This window comes from Paenibacillus sp. JT22N7 (assembly GCF_059383875.1).
In genome coordinates this window covers 257525-275024 of the sequence record NZ_JBXENY010000001.1, presented here as the reverse complement: position 1 = coordinate 275024, position 17500 = coordinate 257525, and the positions used below count along the sequence as shown (strand labels likewise).

At 51.2% G+C, this 17500-nt stretch carries 15 protein-coding genes and 1 riboswitch; of the genes, 9 read left to right on the top strand and 6 right to left on the bottom strand.

Features of this window, described 5'->3' with window-relative positions; genetic code table 11:
* Nucleotides 1-19 precede the first annotated feature (19 nt).
* The 3 genes from thiC to AC50Y5_RS01195 form a co-directional block, all read right to left on the bottom strand.
* Nucleotides 20-1789: a phosphomethylpyrimidine synthase ThiC gene (gene thiC / locus AC50Y5_RS01205; RefSeq protein ID WP_494857907.1), complete on the bottom strand. Its 1770-nt coding sequence runs from the start codon at nt 1787-1789 to the stop codon at nt 20-22.
* A gap of 288 nt (nt 1790-2077) precedes the next feature.
* A riboswitch (TPP riboswitch) is annotated at nt 2078-2183 on the bottom strand.
* Between the two features lie 34 nt (nt 2184-2217).
* Nucleotides 2218-3387: a glycosyltransferase family 4 protein gene (locus AC50Y5_RS01200; RefSeq protein WP_056030323.1), complete on the bottom strand. Its 1170-nt coding sequence runs from the start codon at nt 3385-3387 to the stop codon at nt 2218-2220.
* Between the two features lie 77 nt (nt 3388-3464).
* Nucleotides 3465-3761 (bottom strand): hypothetical protein, encoded by a 297-nt coding sequence (locus AC50Y5_RS01195; protein ID WP_494857905.1) that lies wholly within the window; start codon nt 3759-3761, stop codon nt 3465-3467.
* Nucleotides 3762-3904: 143 nt separating this feature from the next.
* Between AC50Y5_RS01195 and AC50Y5_RS01190 the strand changes: the two genes are divergently transcribed.
* Both AC50Y5_RS01190 and asd read left to right on the top strand, forming a co-directional pair.
* Nucleotides 3905-4666, top strand: a complete 762-nt coding sequence (locus AC50Y5_RS01190; protein WP_056030329.1) for a TspO-related membrane protein — start codon at nt 3905-3907, stop codon at nt 4664-4666.
* 988 nt (nt 4667-5654) lie between these two features.
* Complete coding sequence (gene asd / locus AC50Y5_RS01185; protein WP_494857904.1) at nt 5655-6443, top strand: archaetidylserine decarboxylase; 789 nt, start codon at nt 5655-5657, stop codon at nt 6441-6443.
* A gap of 161 nt (nt 6444-6604) precedes the next feature.
* Here the strand turns inward: asd and pdxR are convergent, their stop codons facing one another.
* Nucleotides 6605-8092, bottom strand: a complete 1488-nt coding sequence (gene pdxR / locus AC50Y5_RS01180; RefSeq protein WP_494857903.1) for a MocR-like pyridoxine biosynthesis transcription factor PdxR — start codon at nt 8090-8092, stop codon at nt 6605-6607.
* A gap of 196 nt (nt 8093-8288) precedes the next feature.
* Between pdxR and AC50Y5_RS01175 the strand changes: the two genes are divergently transcribed.
* Entirely contained in the window at nt 8289-8930 is a 642-nt protein-coding gene (locus AC50Y5_RS01175; protein ID WP_494857901.1) for a pyridoxamine 5'-phosphate oxidase family protein, read from the top strand.
* 119 nt (nt 8931-9049) lie between these two features.
* Here AC50Y5_RS01175 and AC50Y5_RS01170 read toward each other — a convergent pair whose 3' ends face one another.
* On the bottom strand, nt 9050-9844 hold the full coding sequence (locus tag AC50Y5_RS01170; RefSeq protein ID WP_056030343.1) for a helix-turn-helix domain-containing protein: 795 nt from the start codon (nt 9842-9844) through the stop codon (nt 9050-9052).
* A 199-nt stretch (nt 9845-10043) separates the two neighbouring features.
* Between AC50Y5_RS01170 and AC50Y5_RS01165 the strand changes: the two genes are divergently transcribed.
* From AC50Y5_RS01165 to AC50Y5_RS01155, 3 genes are all read left to right on the top strand, one after another.
* Nucleotides 10044-11339, top strand: a complete 1296-nt coding sequence (locus AC50Y5_RS01165) for an aminotransferase class I/II-fold pyridoxal phosphate-dependent enzyme (protein ID WP_056032837.1) — start codon at nt 10044-10046, stop codon at nt 11337-11339.
* Between the two features lie 139 nt (nt 11340-11478).
* Nucleotides 11479-12198, top strand: coding sequence for a response regulator transcription factor (locus AC50Y5_RS01160; RefSeq protein WP_155972788.1), 720 nt, complete (start codon nt 11479-11481; stop codon nt 12196-12198).
* Nucleotides 12195-13202, top strand: a complete 1008-nt coding sequence (locus tag AC50Y5_RS01155) for a sensor histidine kinase (RefSeq protein ID WP_056030349.1) — start codon at nt 12195-12197, stop codon at nt 13200-13202. The genes AC50Y5_RS01160 and AC50Y5_RS01155 overlap by 4 nt, the downstream gene beginning before the upstream one ends.
* A 49-nt stretch (nt 13203-13251) precedes the next feature.
* Here the strand turns inward: AC50Y5_RS01155 and AC50Y5_RS01150 are convergent, their stop codons facing one another.
* Nucleotides 13252-13539, bottom strand: a complete 288-nt coding sequence (locus AC50Y5_RS01150; protein WP_063892510.1) for a DUF1330 domain-containing protein — start codon at nt 13537-13539, stop codon at nt 13252-13254.
* Nucleotides 13540-13759: 220 nt separating this feature from the next.
* On the opposite strand from AC50Y5_RS01150, the gene AC50Y5_RS01145 reads away from it, so the two are divergent.
* The 3 genes from AC50Y5_RS01145 to AC50Y5_RS01135 all read left to right on the top strand — a co-directional run bounded on the left by AC50Y5_RS01145 (nt 13760) and on the right by AC50Y5_RS01135 (nt 17500).
* The gene (locus tag AC50Y5_RS01145; RefSeq protein ID WP_056032841.1) at nt 13760-14530 is read left to right on the top strand and encodes an ABC transporter ATP-binding protein; all 771 of its coding nucleotides are present in this window, start codon (nt 13760-13762) and stop codon (nt 14528-14530) included.
* Nucleotides 14505-16445: an ABC transporter permease gene (locus AC50Y5_RS01140; RefSeq protein WP_494857898.1), complete on the top strand. Its 1941-nt coding sequence runs from the start codon at nt 14505-14507 to the stop codon at nt 16443-16445. The genes AC50Y5_RS01145 and AC50Y5_RS01140 overlap by 26 nt, the downstream gene beginning before the upstream one ends.
* 119 nt (nt 16446-16564) lie before the next feature.
* A complete protein-coding gene (locus tag AC50Y5_RS01135) occupies nt 16565-17500 on the top strand; it encodes an AEC family transporter (protein WP_056030358.1) in 936 nt (311 codons plus the stop codon).

The following is a 17500-nucleotide window of genomic DNA, read 5'->3' as shown; positions in this document are numbered from 1 at the left end:
GCCTTTTGACTGTAATCTTCTATGTCCCGCTAACATATATGCGGCTTCCCGATTCCTTGAACGCCTCGGACTTTTCCTTCATTCCCGCTTCAATGGCCTCTGTCGTCTCCAGCCCATTTTGCTCGGCGTACTCTCTAATATCTTGTGTAATGCGCATGCTGCAAAATTTAGGTCCGCACATCGAGCAGAAATGCGCGGACTTAGCCGCTTCTGCTGGCAGCGTCTCATCGTGGTACGCCATGGCGCGCTCAGGATCCAGCGATAAGTGGAACTGGTCGCGCCAGCGGAACTCGAAGCGCGCTTTCGACAGCGCATCGTCCCGCAGGCGAGCCCTAGGATGGCCCTTGGCCAGGTCGGCGGCATGGGCCGCTATTTTATACGTAATAACCCCTTCCTTCACATCATCCCGATTCGGCAGCCCCAGATGCTCCTTCGGCGTCACATAACAGAGCATCGCAGTTCCGAACCAGCCGATCATAGCTGCGCCAATAGCCGATGTAATATGGTCATAACCGGGAGCAATATCCGTTGTCAGCGGCCCCAGCGTGTAGAAAGGCGCTTCATCGCACACCTCCAGCTGGCGGTCCATATTTTCTTTAATCAAGTGCATAGGCACATGTCCCGGTCCTTCGATCATCACTTGCACATCATGCTTCCAGGCGATTTTCGTCAGCTCGCCCAGCGTATCCAGCTCGGCAAACTGCGCTGCATCGTTGGCGTCGGCTATCGAGCCCGGACGCAAGCCATCGCCTAGCGAGAACGAAACATCGTAAGCCTTCATAATTTCGCAAATGTCCTCAAAATGCGTATATAAAAAGTTCTCTTGATGGTGGGCCAGGCACCATGCCGCCATAATCGACCCGCCACGCGACACGATGCCCGTCACCCGCTTGGCTGTTAGCGGAATATAGCGAAGCAATACGCCTGCATGGATCGTAAAATAATCAACCCCCTGCTCCGCCTGCTCAATGAGCGTATCGCGGAACACCTCCCAGCATAGATCCTCCGCTTTGCCATTTACCTTCTCCAGCGCCTGATAAATCGGCACGGTGCCGACCGGAACCGGGGAATTGCGAATAATCCATTCGCGCGTCGTATGAATATTTTTGCCTGTAGACAAATCCATAATCGTATCCGCACCCCAGCGCGTCGCCCATGTCATCTTCTCTACCTCTTCCTCAATAGAAGAAGCTACTGCTGAATTGCCAATATTCGCATTGATTTTCACATGAAATTTCCGCCCAATTATCATCGGCTCGATCTCGGGATGATTAATATTAGCTGGTATGATCGCACGCCCAAGGGCAATCTCCGAGCGGACAAATTCAGGGTCCATCCCTTCTCTTATCGCAATAAATTCCATTTCATGCGTGATGATTCCCTGGCGCGCATAATGAAGCTGGGTGACATTATGTCCTTTTCTCGCCCGCAGCGGCCGCGTCGTTATTGGAAAAAGCTCCGCTCCGCGCTCATTCGCCTTCTCGGCCGTCCTAAAACCGTTATCCTCCGGCTTTACGCTGCGTCCGTCGTACCACTCTACATCTCCTCGACCTTCAATCCACTCTCCCCTTACATGCGGCAGCCCTTTGTGAACATCCGCCTCATAAGCGGTATCGGTATATGGCCCACTCGCGTCATACACGCGAATCGGCGCATTCGGTATTTTTTCTCCGTTTCTGCCTGTGCTCGCTTCGAGCTCAATTTCGCGCATTGGCACCCAAATATCCAAGCTTGATCCCGACTCGTACACCTTGCTGCTGCCCGGCAGCGGATTCATAAAGATCGTCATATGCTAAAAAACCTCCCATGGCATTATGAAGATCCACCAGGAGGCCTTTAGACGTAAATTCAGTTGGAAAATGCAGCGCCCGGCGCCTGTTCCTTTGCTCCCATTCTATTAGGCGAGATAAACGCCTCACAAACAAATACGCCAAGAGGCGCTCCGCTTGCTTGCATGCTTGTTCAACCAGAGGGCAACAAAAAAACCGCTCCGGCGAAGAAGCGGCAGAATGTGCAAACATACGCGAATAATAGAGCTTCCCTATGCTAAAAAAAGCAAAACGAAGCTGCTCGCGATGAACTCACTTTCCCACTTTCCTACGCTGGCATAACCCAGATCAGGTTCAAAGGGACCAAAGCTCATTCGCTTTATCTCAGCCATGAAGGCGCCCCTAGTGGATTTCCTTGTTAGACTATACCGCTCCCATATACTGGTTGTCAATCCAAGTCGGGCAATTTCCGTTCATTCAGCACATTCATCCAGCTGCGTCCCGTATGCTGCCAAGTGAAGCTTTGCTCCACCCGCTCGCGGCTCTTCTTTCCCATGCTCGCCCTAAGCTCGGAGCTAGCGAGTAGAGCAAGCAGCTTGGCTCTCAGCTCCTTCTCCAGATTTTGCTGTGAAATCAAATAACCGGTGACGCCATCCCGTACAATCTCCTTCATGCCGCCCGCCCGTGTAGCCACTACCGGAAGACCCGTTGCCATTGCTTCGACGTTCACGAGACCGAATGCTTCACGCTGTCCCGAAGGGACGATCGCCATATCTGCGGCCAAAAACCAGCCTGGCACTTCGGTATACGGCACATAAGGAACGAAGCGCACATGATTCGGATAAGCACGGCCGAGCTGCTGGAGCTTGCGGGAATAAGCGGTGGAGCGATGCGAGCCGTAGAAGGGGCTGCCGACGATAACAGCCAGCATATTCGGATGTTTTTTTACCAGCTCAGGCATAATATGCAGAAGATGGTGAGCGCCCTTGAGCGGTATGAGCCTGCCGAGAAAAATAACGACCTCGCGGCCCTCCAGCTTTTTCGCCTGCCGCTCCCGCTTCCGCTTCTCTCGCCCTTCTTCGGTAAATCGCGATGGAAAAAGCCCCGTTTCCACGCCGGGATAGACGACCCGTATTTTCGCTGCCGCTTCAGGCGCCCTCGTCGCAACAACGCGCCGCAAAAACTCGCTGTTTACAATAATGCGATCAGCCGCTTGCAGGCTTCGGTGCAGACTGGATGGCGTTATATGACCGGGACTTAGAAAAGTAGAGGAATGCAAGCTCAGCCAAATTCGGGCGGACGGCAGCTTCTGCTTCAGGGCAAGCACGTTGTGCGGACGGTTCTCCACCTGAATAACATGCGGCTTGTAAGCAACTAAGGAACGGCCAACAGCGGCGATATAGCTGGCTTTGTTTACCGCTGGGAATCTGACGCAGGCGACGCCACGGACTAGCCCGTTGCGTTTAAGGCCTTTTGTCGTCCGCCCATAAATGCGGGGATGAATCCGATTTTTCAGAAGTGGAACGAATTTTTCGACTACCCGTTCGACCGAGCTGCTTTTTGTGGATGGGATCGGAAATGACCCTGGCGTAACAAACGCCACTCTGGCAAGCGTCATTTCGTTCAACTGCCTCCTAGCGCATTAAAATGGCAATAAGTTTGCGATAGCATACGCGCCATTTCCGCAAATTGCCACTATCTGGACGGCCGGAGCACATTTATGGCCATTCGTGCAGGTGTATAGATAGCTAAATAAGCCCCTCCTATAATAAATACAGGATTAAGCAGCACCGCATGAATTTCCGTCATAAACACCGTGTCGCGAAGCATCGTTCTCGCTATAGCTGAAGCGATGGAAACAAACGTTGCAAAAAGCAAAATGGCTGCCAGCGCATCCATAACAAGCAGCGCCTTCCGGCTGCGGCAGCCGATCCATCCAGCTGCCAGACAGCAGGCCGCAAGTATAAGTGTGATCAAGATGGTGATGGTCATTTAAGCAAATACCCCTTCTCAGTTTGGGTTTTCTTACATGAAGCTTGGGCTTTTTGTGCAAGAAATAAACGGGAAGGCGTGAAATAAAAGCAAGGCATGGTGAATAAGACAATATAGATGCACGAGGAGAGGAGAAAAATAAGATGAATGCTGCCTATCGCTGGCTGAACGCTTTTGGACTGCTAATCGTCATTGTCGTCAATGCACTCGCCGTCACCCTGCCGCTTGGAGGCAAAACGACTGCCCAGCTTGCGGCGCAATATCCGATTCAGTTCATGCCCGCTGGCTATGCCTTCTCCATATGGAGCCTGATTTATTTGCTGCTTGCCGGATTTGTCATTTATTCCTTTCTGCCGTCAGGCAGAGCAAGCAGGCTGCCTTCCCAGATCGGCATCCTGTTTTTTGTTAGCTGCCTGTTTAATGCGGCTTGGATTTTTGCTTGGCAATACGAGAAGGTGTACGCCAGCGTATTTATTATGCTCGCGCTGTTGATCACGCTGATCGCCATCTACACGCGCGCCAGGACGCCCGGCTGGCAGACGGCAACGACTGGCGAACGCTTTTTCGTAGAGCTGCCCTTTAGTTTGTATCTCGGCTGGATTAGCGTCGCGACCATCGTCAACATTACCTCCGCGTTGTACAAGTCAGGCTGGCAGGGCTTTGGGCTGTCCGAGACGGGATGGACGATTATTTTGCTGGCGGTCGCTGCTATGCTCGCCTTAATCATCGGCTGGAGCTACCGCGATGCCGCTTTCGTCGCTGTCTTCATCTGGGCGTTCATCGCCATTATCGTCAAGCAGCAGGAGCATGATGCCATCGTATTCAGCACGCTCGCTGTCACGATTGTGCTCGCGTTGTTTATTGTTTTATTGCTGTTGTTGAAGCTGCGTAGGCTGCATGAGTAGTGGGGGAATGAAGGGAGGGGGAGAGAAAATAGTTCGCCCTAACTATGATAACGGAGTCGGGTACGTTTTTCTGTCACTCTCCCTATGAAGGGTGACAGAAAAATAATAATCGTAGTGATTCTTAAGAGTATTGTTTTAAAAAAACAAAGCTAAAAACAGGTCAATCATGCTGTGCTATCTGACCATAATCAACCTTTTCAAGGTAACGAAAAAACGTTATCCAGAGATAGATTAAACTATCATCAGGCAACTCTTAGCCTGTTACCTCAAGAAGCATATGTGTTGTATCTGGGAAAACTCCATCGCCTAGTTCTTCAGGTTCCCCATTAAAATACCACCCTTATTTTTATATTATGCTTTCTAACCCATTATAATGTTTTTGAGCTTCTGCATGTCCCCGTTCATACGTAACACCATATTTTTTTTCATATAGTTGGATTCAAATAATTCATGGTTTAGAAACAAGATATCATTCTTATTGTAATTCCCTTGTATTAGTCTTTCCCTCGCTACGTAAGCGAGCCAGATTCATGCTCTTCTTATCAGAGATTTTCCTCCATTTCCAAGATAGGTTTGGCGGACACAGCAGCAGCTATTTCAACAGAATCACGGGTTTAGTACAGGCTGCGGACTCAAAATCCGTTAATGCGCTGCAAATGGCCATTTTGAAGGGAAGATTAGAGCGATAACGGACCTCCTGTCCGCGTACGGCCTGAAATTGTAGAAAATGCCAGAATAGCGGAAGCTGTGTCCTCCAAAAATGGAGGGAACATCACGAACCGTGTGGGCTCAGCAACAGCGGTTTCAACAATAGCAGTTTCTCAGCAAAACTCGCATGCTGCGGTTCCTTATGCTATGAATCGCCCCCTCCTGTTTCCCAACCTGTAAAGGTCGCGAATCGAACCTATTGCTTTGTGATGCGGGTTGTGGCACACTGTTTGGGACAAGCACCACTATTCGAAGCAAGAAAGGACGTGACGGTACGAGCATGCTAGATGGATTACTTCGTGCCATGACGGAATTAAGCTCACGCAAGTCGATTTCGAGGTTGACTGGGCGTTTTGCGCAATCCAGAGCGAGCCGCCGTTTTATTCCGCGCTTTGCTTCCATGTATGGAATTAAGGTGGCAGAAGCCGAGAAACCGCTAAATGAATACGCTACGCTAAATGAATTTTTTACCCGTCGATTAAAACCAGGCATGCGACAAATAGACATGAGTGCGGACAGCCTTGTAAGTCCGGTTGACGCTCTTATTACAGGCATTGGCCCAATAGAAAACGGAACAATTGTCAATGTAAAAGGGCAGGACTACACGATTGAAGAGCTGCTGAACCGTTCGCCAAGAGCGGAAAACTACCTTAACGGCCATTATTTTGTCCTGTATTTGAGCCCGACCGATTACCACCGGATTCATGCTCCTGTGGACGGCACAATCGTGGAGAGCGAGCATATTCCCGGCAAGGTGTATCCGGTCAACGAGTTCGGCTTAACCAAAATGCGCCGGGTGCTCAGCCGCAATGAACGGCTCATTACGTATATTAAACATGGCGGCGGTGAAACGGCTGTCGTGAAAGTCGGCGCCATGAACGTCAGCAGCATCCGCTACGTTGACCCGCTGCCGCCGCATACGGTAAAGGGTGGCGATCTTGCTTATTTTGAGTTCGGATCTACAGTCGTGCTGCTGACTGAAAATAAAACCTTCACCCCGCTGCCTAACTTAAAGCTCGGCCAGAAGGTGAAAATGGGCGAGGCGCTTGGCAGCTTGCTGCCGCGTTAACCCACTCGCTCGCCATTCGAGCGTAATTACAACATAAACGTCCAATTAAAAAAGCTCGCTGCCCGTGCGGAGAAATTTCCGCCAGGCAGCGAGCTTTTGTCTGCTTCAGCAGCAGTTGCAGCAGTTGCAGTAGTTGCAGCAAAGTTGCTGTTGCCATCGCTTCAGCCGCGCTGCTGCTGAACCTCCTCCCAGCATGCCGCAATTCGCCGCATGCCCTCCTTAATATCGGCTTCGGCCAAATGCGCGAAGCCGAACAGCGCTGCCGGAGCGCGCTGCTCCTCCGGCTGCCGCCACAGCCGCTCGCCGCGGTTCCAGCTGACGCCTTCCCGCTGGCAGCGCTCAATCAGCCGCTCATAATCCGCGGCTGCCCCAAGCCACACGCCGTACTGATGCAAGCCTGCATCCGACGGCGTAAACCGGAACAAGCCCGCGAGCTGCTCCGCGGCTTGTTCCTTAAAGAGCTTGAGGCGCCGTCCGCAGCTGCGCCTCATCCGCCGCAAATGCCGAACATACTGCCCACTCGCCATAAATACGGCGAGCGCCCGCTGCTCCGCGATTGAGCTTGGGCTTGGCTCAAGCAAAAACTTCGCCTGCCGCAGCGGTTCCCGCAGCGCATCCGGCGTAATAACATAGCCAAGCCTCAGGTCGGCGTACATCGTCTTGGAGAATGTGCCGACATACACGACCCGCCCCTCGTGGTCGAGCGTCTTGAGCGGCTCCGCCGGGCGTCCGCCCCAGCGGAATTCGCTGTCGTAATCGTCCTCAATGATGACAGCACCTTGCCGGGAAGCCCATTGCAGCAGCTCTAGCTTGCGTTCAGGCGCAAGCTGTGCTCCGGTTGGATACTGGCGCGTCGGGGTCACGAACAGCAGCTTTGCATCCCAGTCCTGCGGAATAATGCCATAATCGTCGACATCCGCATCTATAATGACGCCGCCCGCAGCAGCAATTGCCCGTCTAATGCCGGGATAGCACGGGTTTTCCACCACGACTTGATCACCAGGGTTGATCAATAGCTGGGCGAGCAGGGCAATGCCATACATAGAGCCGCTCGTAATAAATAAATGCTCTACGCTCGTGATCATGCTTCGCTCGCGGCGCAGCTCGCTGGCAATCGCTTCGCGCAGCGGCAAATGTCCTTCTATCACTCCGTAATCCTCATACTGGCGCTCCAGCACTCCTCTAACCTCCGCGAACATGGCCGTCTTCCATTCATCCTGTGGAAACAGCTCAGCATCCGCGTAGCCTACATCAAACGCAATGCAATTCTCCTCGTGTACAGGCCGCTTCGTATACCCTTTAATCTGCGGCAGCCGCTGCGCCCAAGCGGATAATGCAAGTGTACTCGCCTTGCCTTCCAGCTCAACCCCAGCTTTGGAAGCTGGCGGCTGGCTATAGGAAACATAGGTGCCGCTCCCCCTTCCCGGCCGAACAAAACCTTCTGCATACAGCATATCGTACGCTGCATTCACCGAACCGCGCGACATGCCATAGCTTTCGGCCAGCCTTCTGCTGGAGGCGAGCTGCTCCCCATCCTCCAGCACCCCCGCGACAATAGCTTCACGCAGTGCCAGAAACAGCGCATCCGCCTTGCGCCCCATCTCCTCATAATACCGCTCATAAGCCGCACGGCAGCGATCATCCATCATTCAACCTCCTATGACCATCCTGTTGCCTACTAATTCCGTCTATTCCCCCGCTCAAGCAAAAGTGGTTCAATAAAATTACTGTAAAGTGGATCTTTTTATATGTCAATATTCCGATTACACTTGCAATTAACGAGCTGAACGCTTGGCACATCACTTACTCAAGTTATCGCTATTGTTACGAAAGGAGCAGTCCGCTATGCGCAGAAAAGAATTTGCAATTGGAAGCGAAGATGAACAAGAGATTACCGCCTTTTTGGAGGAAATGAGCTACGGCTTTCTAGGAACAGCTAGAGCGGATGGCGCCCCTTCCATTACTCCGCTGAATTACATTTATTTGAACGGAAACATTTATTTTCACGGCAGCCGTGCAGGAGATAAAATGAAGCTGCTCGGGGCAGATCCGCGAGTCACCTTCTGTGTGGCTAAGGAATATGCGATTATTCCTTCCCATTTTACCGATCCGCTGATGGCCTGTCCGGCCTCCGCCTTTTTCAAATCGGTCATTATTGAGGGCACCGCGTCGGTCGTCGAGGATTTGATGGAGAAGGGCGAGGCGCTGCAAGCGCTGATGGCCAAGCTCCAGCCCGAAGGCGGGCATTTGCCGATTGCCGGGGATGATCCTGCTTACAGGGGCAGGCTCAAAGGAGTTGCCGTCGTAAAAATTGAGCCGCAGCAAATCAACGCGAAGTTCAAATTCGGCCAAAATGCCGATGAGAACAATCGTGAAGCCATTACAAACGGCCTGCTTGCACGCGGACGGGAGCTCGATGCAGAGACGGTCGACCTTATGCGCCGATACTGCCCGCACCATAACGAAAACGCTCATCCGGGCGACTAACTATACTCAATCCATTTGCATCTGTGACATTTATACATTCTCATTTATCAAAAAAAGCCGAGCGCCTCTCCCCCCTTTGTTGTCGGGAATAAAGGCCGCACCGGCTTTTTTTTATGAACTTAACGAATTTCCGACGGACTCCGTCCGGTGTATTGCTTGAATTGGCGGCTGAAGAAAAAAATATCACGGTAGCCGAGCGCGTCCGCCACCTCCGTCACATTCATGCCCACGTGCATCAGCAGGTGCTGGGCGCGGTCGATCCGGGTGCTGATCATAAACGTCTGGACCGACATGCCGATCAGTTCCTTGAACTTCATCGAAAAATAGCGCGGCGACAGCTGGGCGCGCATCGCGAGATCCTCGACCCGGTGGGCAATGCCGGGATTTTGCCGGACATAGTTGGCGACCTCATGAATGGCCTCGGTCAGCTGATTGCTCACTTTTTTCTCCACTGGCGATTGTTTTGTCGCACGGTCCTCCCGCAGCAGATGAATCATCAGCTGCTTCAGCACTAGGCGCGCTTCAATTTCCGCCGCGTAGGTTTTGACCAAAAACAGCCGCACGTAACGCGACAGCATGTATTCAAAATCTACCGTATCAATCAGCTGGCGGTACCGTTCCGGCACCAGCTCCGGCTCTTCCGCCGTATCAAAGTGTATATAAGTAAGGACTAGAGGCTTCTGCGGATTATGGGTTGCGCTCGTATAGTCGCCTGGACGGAACAGGAAACAGCTTCCTTTACCCACTGGGTAATGAATGCCGCCCACTTCGACTTCCCCTTCACCGCTCCACACATAAAATAAATCAAAATTAGCCATCGGCTTTTCACGGCGCTGCCATTTCCAATTCGGCTCGCAAACGATCTTCGCGAAAGGCGGCAGCAGTAAATAGGCATCGGGTGTTAAATGCAGCATAAAACCCTCCTGAAACGTAAGCTTATGCCGTCATCATACACCAGCGCGAAACTTTCGCGCAACCCCAGCTGGCAGTCGTCACATTTTCCAAAAAAATTTGAAATTGAAATGGTTCCGACACGTTAAAAAATGATATAATAGCTCCCGATAAGTATGATCAGAAAATGAATTGATTTTTCGGAAGGATGGAATGAAGTTCATGAACCCACTTGCTCAGCAGTTGAATGAGACTTTGGCAGCAGAAAGCCCGAACGTCCATGCCATGTTGTCAGCTTTAGGAAAAGCCATTTATTTCCCGAAGGAAGGCATACTTAGCCAATCCGCAGAAGCGAAGGCGAAGGCCAAGACGTTTAATGCCACAATCGGCATAGCGATCGAAGGCGGACAGCCGATGCATCTTAAGGTCATTCAGGATACACTCACTGCTTATAATCCTAAGGATCTATATGAATATGCCCCCCCTGCGGGCAAACCCGAGCTGCGCACAGCTTGGCTTGAGAAAATGCTTAAAGAAAACCCTTCACTTGAAGGCAAACGTCTCAGCAATCCTATCGTAACGAACGCTTTAACGCATGGGCTGAGCATTGTCGCCGACCTGTTCGCAGAAGCGGGCGATACCGTTATTATTCCAAATAAAAACTGGGAAAACTACGAGCTGACCTTTGGCATCCGCCGGGGCGCAGAAATCGTGGAATACCCTTTACTTAACGATAGCAATACGTTTAACAGTGACGGCCTGCGCGAAGCGCTGCTCGCTCAGAAGGACAAAGGCAAAGCTATCGTCCTGCTTAACTTCCCGAACAACCCGACAGGCTACACGCCAGGCCTGCAAGAAAGCGAAGAAATTGTAGCCGCTGTCAAGGAAGCGGCGGATGCAGGCATTAATGTCGTCGTCGTTACCGACGATGCTTACTTCGGCTTATTTTTCGAGGATTCGGTTCACGAGTCGCTGTTCGGCAAATTTGCCGACCTGCACCCTCGCGTCCTAGCTGTCAAAATCGACGGCGCGACGAAAGAGGATTATGTCTGGGGCTTCCGCGTCGGTTTCATTACGTATGCTGCTTCTTCCGACAAAGTGCTGAATGCGCTTGAGCAGAAGACGCTTGGCATTATTCGGGCGACGATTTCCAGCGGCCCGCACCCTTCGCAGACGTTTGTGCTGAAAGCTCTGCAATCGCCTGATTTTGACGCTCAGAAAGCGGAGAAATACGACATTATGAAGGGCCGCGCCAATCGTGTCAAAGCGCTGCTCGATAGCGGCCGTTATGGGGATACCCTAGCGTATTATCCGTTCAACTCCGGCTATTTCATGTGCCTCAAGCTCAGCGGCGTATCGGCCGAGGCTGTTCGTGTGCGCCTGCTTGAAGAATATGGCATCGGTACGATTGCCCTTGGCGAGACCGATCTTCGCGTCGCTTTCTCCTGCATCGAGGAAGCCGACCTGGAGTCGCTTTACGATACGATTTATAAAGCAGTGACCGAGCTGCTGGCTTAATTATTTCAGCATTTTATTCCTTTCCCCTTGGAAAGTAGCCGTGTATAATACGGTTACGGCCAAGGGGTTTATTTTGTTATATGATAAAATGAGGGCAGCAGAAATGGAAACTACGCTTTGTAAGAGGAGCTGAATAACGATATATACGATCATGATAGTCGAGGATGATGCGAAGATCGCTGAGCTGCTGCGGGCGCATATTGAGAAATATGGCAACGCGGCAGTTGTGACGACGGATTTTGCCCGCGTCATGGAGCAGTTTGAACAAGTAAAGCCGCATATTGTACTGATGGATATTAATCTGCCGAGCTTTGACGGCTTTTATTGGTGCCGGCAAATTCGGACCGTTTCGACCTGCCCGATTATTTTCATTTCCGCCCGCAGCGGCGAAATGGATACGGTACGCGCCATCGAAAATGGCGGCGATGATTATTTGACCAAGCCCTTCCATTATGAAGTCGTAATGGCGAAAATCCGCAGCCAGCTAAGGCGCGTATACGGCGACTATGCCCAAGCTGCTGGTGAGCGAATAGTTGAGCATGCCGGACTGATATTATATCCCGAGCGAATGGAGCTGCATCTGCAAGGACAATTTGTAGCTTTGACTAAAAAAGAAACCGTGCTCGTGGAGACGCTGCTCCAGCGCTGCCAAAGGCTCGTGAGCCGGGAAACGATTTTGGAAAAGCTGTGGGATGATTATACGTATGTCGATGACAATGCGCTTAGCGTCAATATGTCGCGTGTGCGCAAGAAGCTGGCAGAGCTTGGCATTGAAGGAGCACTCGAAACGGTGCGCGGCACGGGCTACCGCCTGAATGACAGCTGGGCAAATGGCGAGCAGCAGCGTGAGCGCCGATGAAGCTTTTTTTACGGGATCAGCTTGCACTTGTGTTATTTATGCTCATACAGCTCGTCGTAGTGACCACCGTGTTCTGGCTGGACGGCTATAGAAACTTGACCATCGCCTCGTATGCACTGCTGCTTGGACTTTGCGTATTTATTGCTTTTTTAGCTTACCGTTATTTGTCTCATCGTCGATTTTATACGCTGCTCAGCAGCAGGCAAGCAGGCCTTGAGGAGTCGATCCAGCAGCTGGGGGCCGCCCCCCTCCCTGCGTCGCTTGCCGAGCTGCTGCAGCTTCAATATCGCCATTACCAGAAAAAGATCATTGAAGGCGAGCGCAAGCAGCAAAATCATCTGACCTTTATGAATCAGTGGGTGCATCAGATGAAAACACCGCTCTCCGTACTCGAGCTCATGCTGTCGGAAGAAGCGGACGCGCGCAATAACAGCATGCGGGAAGAAACAGATCGCATCCGCAAAGGGCTGGATATGGTGCTGTACGTCGCCCGGCTGGAAACGTTCGAGCAGGATTTTCAGGTGGAGAAAATGCAATTGCGGGAACTTGCCAACGAGGTGATTTTGGAAAACAGGCGGCTGTTTATTCGCAGCTTCGTATACCCGGATATGCAAATCGAGGAAAATTTAGTCGTAGAGACCGACGGCAAATGGCTGCGTTTTATTATGCAGCAGTTGATTGCCAATGCGGTCAATTATTCAGCGGGCAGCGGTGCAAAAATAACGATTAATGGTTACCGCAGCGAGCGCTCGGTCATCCTTGAGGTGATCGATTGCGGCGTCGGCATTCCTGCCTCTGATTTGAGCCGCATTTTCAACGCCTTTTTCACTGGGGAAAATGGACGGGCGTTCAAGGAATCGACGGGCATGGGCCTCTATATCGTCCGTACCGTGCTTGATAAAATGAATCATGAGATCGAGGTTGAATCAAAAACAGGGGAAGGCAGCGGCACGACAATGCGGATTATTTTCCCCTTTGCCGCTGTTCAGTCCGTTGAGCATTAAACGTACAAGCAGACTGCCCTTATGATGGCAATCTGCTTGTTTTTCGTAATTACAAGCCTTCCACGACGATTGCTTTCCCGGTAGAGTTTGCCCATCTGATTTTTTTCAACGGTTCGTACATTTTTGAGTTGTAAAAGGCTTCGATGCTCGGTTTGTTAGGAAACTCCAAAATGACGAGTCTTTTCGGCTGCCAATCTCCTTCCATCGTCGTTACGTTGCTATCTTGAACGATTGGGCGGCCCCCGAAATGTGCAATGACAGCAAAAATCTGATTTTCGTATTCCTTGAAATTTGCCGGGTTGGAAATATCAATATCAATCACGAGATATGCACTCAAATCCAACAGCTCCTTTCGTTGATGAGGAAAGGCCATATTTCCCTTCCATGCGTTCAGTATACGAACTAGAAAGATGAATTGATCTCGCTTCCCCTAGAGATACAAAAGCAAGCAGCGTTATCTTACAAAGCTGTAAGGTAAATGAAAGCTAAGCTCATAGGAGCCGGCGCGCATGAGGGGTATACTGGGTTTATTGACAAACAAGCAAGGGGAGATCGAATTGGAATTGCTATTTGCACGAAATCTGAACAAAATTTATCCAGGAAAAGTAACCTATAAAGCGTTGACCAACATTGATTTAACGATCCAGCAAGGCGAGTTCGTCGGCATTATGGGGCCATCGGGCAGCGGCAAAACGACGCTGCTGAACATGGTATCGACCATCGACAAGCCCACTTCCGGCGAGCTGCGCATTGCGGGCCAAGACCCGTACGAGCTGTCACGGGAAAAGCTAGCTTTTTTCCGCCGGCGGGAGCTTGGCTTCGTCTTTCAATCGTTTAATTTGCTTGATACGCTAACGGTCAGCGAAAATATTATGCTGCCGCTCACGCTCGACGGCACGAACATCGTGGAAATGAAGCTGCGGGCCGCCTCCATCATGGAAAAGCTCGGCATTGCCGCGCTGGCGGACAAGCGGACCTATGAAATATCCGGCGGGCAGGCGCAGCGTACGGCCATTGCCCGAGCACTTATCCACAGCCCAAAGCTGCTGCTGGCCGACGAGCCGACCGGCAACCTCGATTCCAAATCGGCGCGTGATGTGATGGAGTTGATGAGCAAGCTCAACCGCGAGGACAATGCCACCATGATGCTCGTTACACATGACGCAATGGCGGCGAGCTACTGTCACCGGGTTATTTTTATAAAAGATGGCCAGTTTTACAGTGAAGTTAATTGCGGAGACAACCGCGCGGCTTTTTATCAGAAAATTATTAATATGCTTGCTCTGCTTGGGGGGACTGAAAATGAATTTCCGACAGTTCGCGTTTAATAATGTACTGCGCCGCAAACGGACGTATGCTGCACATTTTATGAGCAGCTCGTTCGCGGTCATGATTTTTTTCATCTATTCGGTGCTGCTCTATCATCCGGATTTGCAGGGGGAAATCGCCGCCAGCAGTCCAACTGCCTCTATGCTTGGGACGATGGGGCTGAAAATTTCGCAATATTTAATCGTTATTTTTTCATTTCTGTTTTTGATGTATTCGGCTGGTGCCTTCCTGAAGGCGCGTAAACGTGAATTCGGCATTTTGATGCTGCTGGGCATGTCCGACAAGCAGTACCGCAGGTTGATTTTTGTGGAAAATATGATCATTGGCCTCATCTCCACTGTTTTTGGAATCGGCTTTGGCATTTTGTTCACCAAGCTTTTTTTGCTCATAACCGAACGGCTGCTGGTGCTGCAAAAAGGACTCGAATTCCTCGTGCCCATCCAAAGCGTGATCATAACGACGGGCGCTTTTTTCATCGTATTTCTGCTCCTGTCCATACTCGCGTCGCGCCTTGGGCGGAAATCTCAGCTGCTTGAGCTGATTCGTTCGGATGAGAAGCCGAAGAAGGAGCCAAAAGCTTCCGCGGGGCTATCGCTGCTTGCTGCCATTCTTTTGCTTGCAGGCTACGGAATGGTCTTTTATTTTGTACTGGGTCGCGCCTTCTCGCTGGCACTGCTCGCAGCCGCCATTGGCTGTGTCATATTGGGGACTTATTTTCTGTTTACACAGCTCAGCGTGTATGTGATTCGTGCGCTGCGCGGACGGGAAAGCTTATTGCTGCGTAAAATCAATTTGCTGACGCTCTCCGATCTCGCTTACCGAATGAGAGACAATGCCAATATGTTTTTTATGGTCGCAACGGTAACGGCGGTCGCCTTGTGCGGCATGGGCACCTGCCTGGCGATCGGTGATCCGAAGCTGTCGGAAAAAGACAATCCCTACGCCTTTATTTATGAATCCTTCGGTGGCGATAGTGAATCTCTAGCTCAGAATGAAAGGCAAACGAAGCAGCACCTGGCGCTATTGGAGCATAGACTATCAGAGGGCGGCTTTGCTTATACGAAAGGCGCTTCGCATATTAAATACACGGAAGATTGGCAGTCGGTCATGAGCCTGTCCGAATACAATCAGCTTGCCACTGCACTCGGCTTCTCCGCCGAGACGCTTCATGCGCCCAGTGAAGCCTTTATCGCCTCTGGCAAAGTCTCCCGTGCTCAGAACGTCACGGCATTTGAGCCCGTTGTGGATTTAGGCAACGTTGCGCCGGACGAAAAGCAGCGGAAGCTTACTGTGGTAAAAAGGCTGCCTTCTTTCGTATTAAACAATTACAATGATGTTTACGTCGTATCGGATGACTATTTCCAAGCGATGATCCGCATGAAGGACGACACGAACCAGGTCACGTATTATTATGTCATTCCCAATTGGATCGACACCATCAGCGCAGCGCAGAGCGTTATGAAGGAAATACCGCAGGACACGCAGGGCCATTATTATATACGGTCACTCGTGATTGAATGGTATGAATTCAAGCAGCTTAACGGGCTTTTGCTCATTATTAGCGTGCTTGTGGGCGGCGTCTTTTTCACCTATGCCGTCAGCTTTATCTACTTTAGGCTGTATGCCGATTTGGAGCGGGATGAGAAGCAATACCAGATGATTAGCAAAATCGGCCTCAGCGGCAAGGAGCTGAACCGGCTCGTTACAAGGCAGCTGCTCCTTATGTTTTTCCTGCCCTTTGCGATTGCCCTTGTGCATGGCATCGTCGCTTTTATAAATATTGCGCTGCTGCTCGATATTTCGATGCTGAATGCAGCACTCCTGATCTATATTAGCTTTTTCCTCCTCCAGCTAACCTATTTCCTCATGATTCGCTGGCGGTATTTGCGCCATATGCATCTCAAACTGACGTAGGCGAGGAGGAAAGTCGCATATAGCCAAAGCTTATGAGTATATAGGAAAAGGGTCTTGGACGCTAATAGAAGCTTTATGCAAAAATAAGGCATATTGATTTTGGCAAAGGACTGATTCGTATGCTGCATTCATTTTTGCTTATCGTATATGGCGTGTTTCTGCCGATTTCGCTGCCTGTGCTTGGAGGAGCTGCCTTGAAGCGCTGGCGGGGACTGGAGACGAAGCCCTTATCGACCATTGCCCTTTATTTGCTCAGCCCGGCTCTTATTTTGGAGACGCTGATCAGCGCCAAGCTGTCAATGGCAGATATTATTCAGACGAGCGCATTCAGCATCATCAATCTGGTCGCTCTCTGGCTCGTGGCTGTTCTCGCCTCTAGGCTGCTGCGGCTTTCTCCAGCAGATCAAGCCGGCCTCACGCTTGTGTCTGTATTTACGAACTGTGTCAACTATGGACTGCCGCTGGTGCTGCTCGCCTTCGGTCAGCTGGGACTAGCCAAGGCATCCGTCTACGTCATCTCGCAAATGATTCTTGTCAATACCGTCGGTGTTTATTTCGCTGCCCGCTCCCATTTCTCGGTGAAAAAAGCGGTCCAATCGGTTTGCAAGCTTCCCGCTTTATACGCCGTTGTGCTCGCCGTCATTATCCGGTTCACCGATATGATTATGCCTGCGGCTGTGGCAGAAGGCCTATCAATGCTGTCGAGCGCCTATGCGCCTGTAGTGCTGATTTTGCTAGGGGCACAGATGGCCGGGGCGCGCAGCAGCAAAAAGTCAGCAGATTCGGTCATGAGCAAGCCGCTCTGGACGGCTATCGCGATCCGTCTGCTGCTTTCTCCAATCATAGCAGCGCTGCTGCTCTGGCTGCTGCAAGTAAAGGGCATGCTGTTCGCCGTCCTGCTTATACTCGCCTCTATGCCGACGGCAGTCAACGCCGTCATTATGGCGGAGCAATTCGAGGCATCGCCAAAGCTCGTTTCCCGCTGTATTTTGTGGACGACGCTCGCCTCCTTTATCGTGCTGCCTTTGCTGATTGTCCTTGTGCAGCCGTCTTGA

Excerpts from the sequence above, each read along its gene's own strand:
- AC50Y5_RS01175 (WP_494857901.1), top strand. The coding sequence starts at position 8,289 with ATGCGCAGAAAAGAATTTGCAATTGGAAGCGAAGATGAACAAGAGATT.
- thiC (WP_494857907.1), bottom strand. The coding sequence starts at position 1,789 with ATGACGATCTTTATGAATCCGCTGCCGGGCAGCAGCAAGGTGTACGAG.
- AC50Y5_RS01195 (WP_494857905.1), bottom strand. The coding sequence starts at position 3,761 with ATGACCATCACCATCTTGATCACACTTATACTTGCGGCCTGCTGTCTG.
- AC50Y5_RS01165 (WP_056032837.1), top strand. The coding sequence starts at position 10,044 with ATGAACCCACTTGCTCAGCAGTTGAATGAGACTTTGGCAGCAGAAAGC.
- AC50Y5_RS01140 (WP_494857898.1), top strand. The coding sequence starts at position 14,505 with ATGAATTTCCGACAGTTCGCGTTTAATAATGTACTGCGCCGCAAACGG.
- AC50Y5_RS01135 (WP_056030358.1), top strand. The coding sequence starts at position 16,565 with ATGCTGCATTCATTTTTGCTTATCGTATATGGCGTGTTTCTGCCGATT.
- AC50Y5_RS01200 (WP_056030323.1), bottom strand. The coding sequence starts at position 3,387 with ATGACGCTTGCCAGAGTGGCGTTTGTTACGCCAGGGTCATTTCCGATC.
- AC50Y5_RS01155 (WP_056030349.1), top strand. The coding sequence starts at position 12,195 with ATGAAGCTTTTTTTACGGGATCAGCTTGCACTTGTGTTATTTATGCTC.
- asd (WP_494857904.1), top strand. The coding sequence starts at position 5,655 with ATGCTAGATGGATTACTTCGTGCCATGACGGAATTAAGCTCACGCAAG.
- AC50Y5_RS01170 (WP_056030343.1), bottom strand. The coding sequence starts at position 9,844 with ATGCTGCATTTAACACCCGATGCCTATTTACTGCTGCCGCCTTTCGCG.
- pdxR (WP_494857903.1), bottom strand. The coding sequence starts at position 8,092 with ATGATGGATGATCGCTGCCGTGCGGCTTATGAGCGGTATTATGAGGAG.
- AC50Y5_RS01190 (WP_056030329.1), top strand. The coding sequence starts at position 3,905 with ATGAATGCTGCCTATCGCTGGCTGAACGCTTTTGGACTGCTAATCGTC.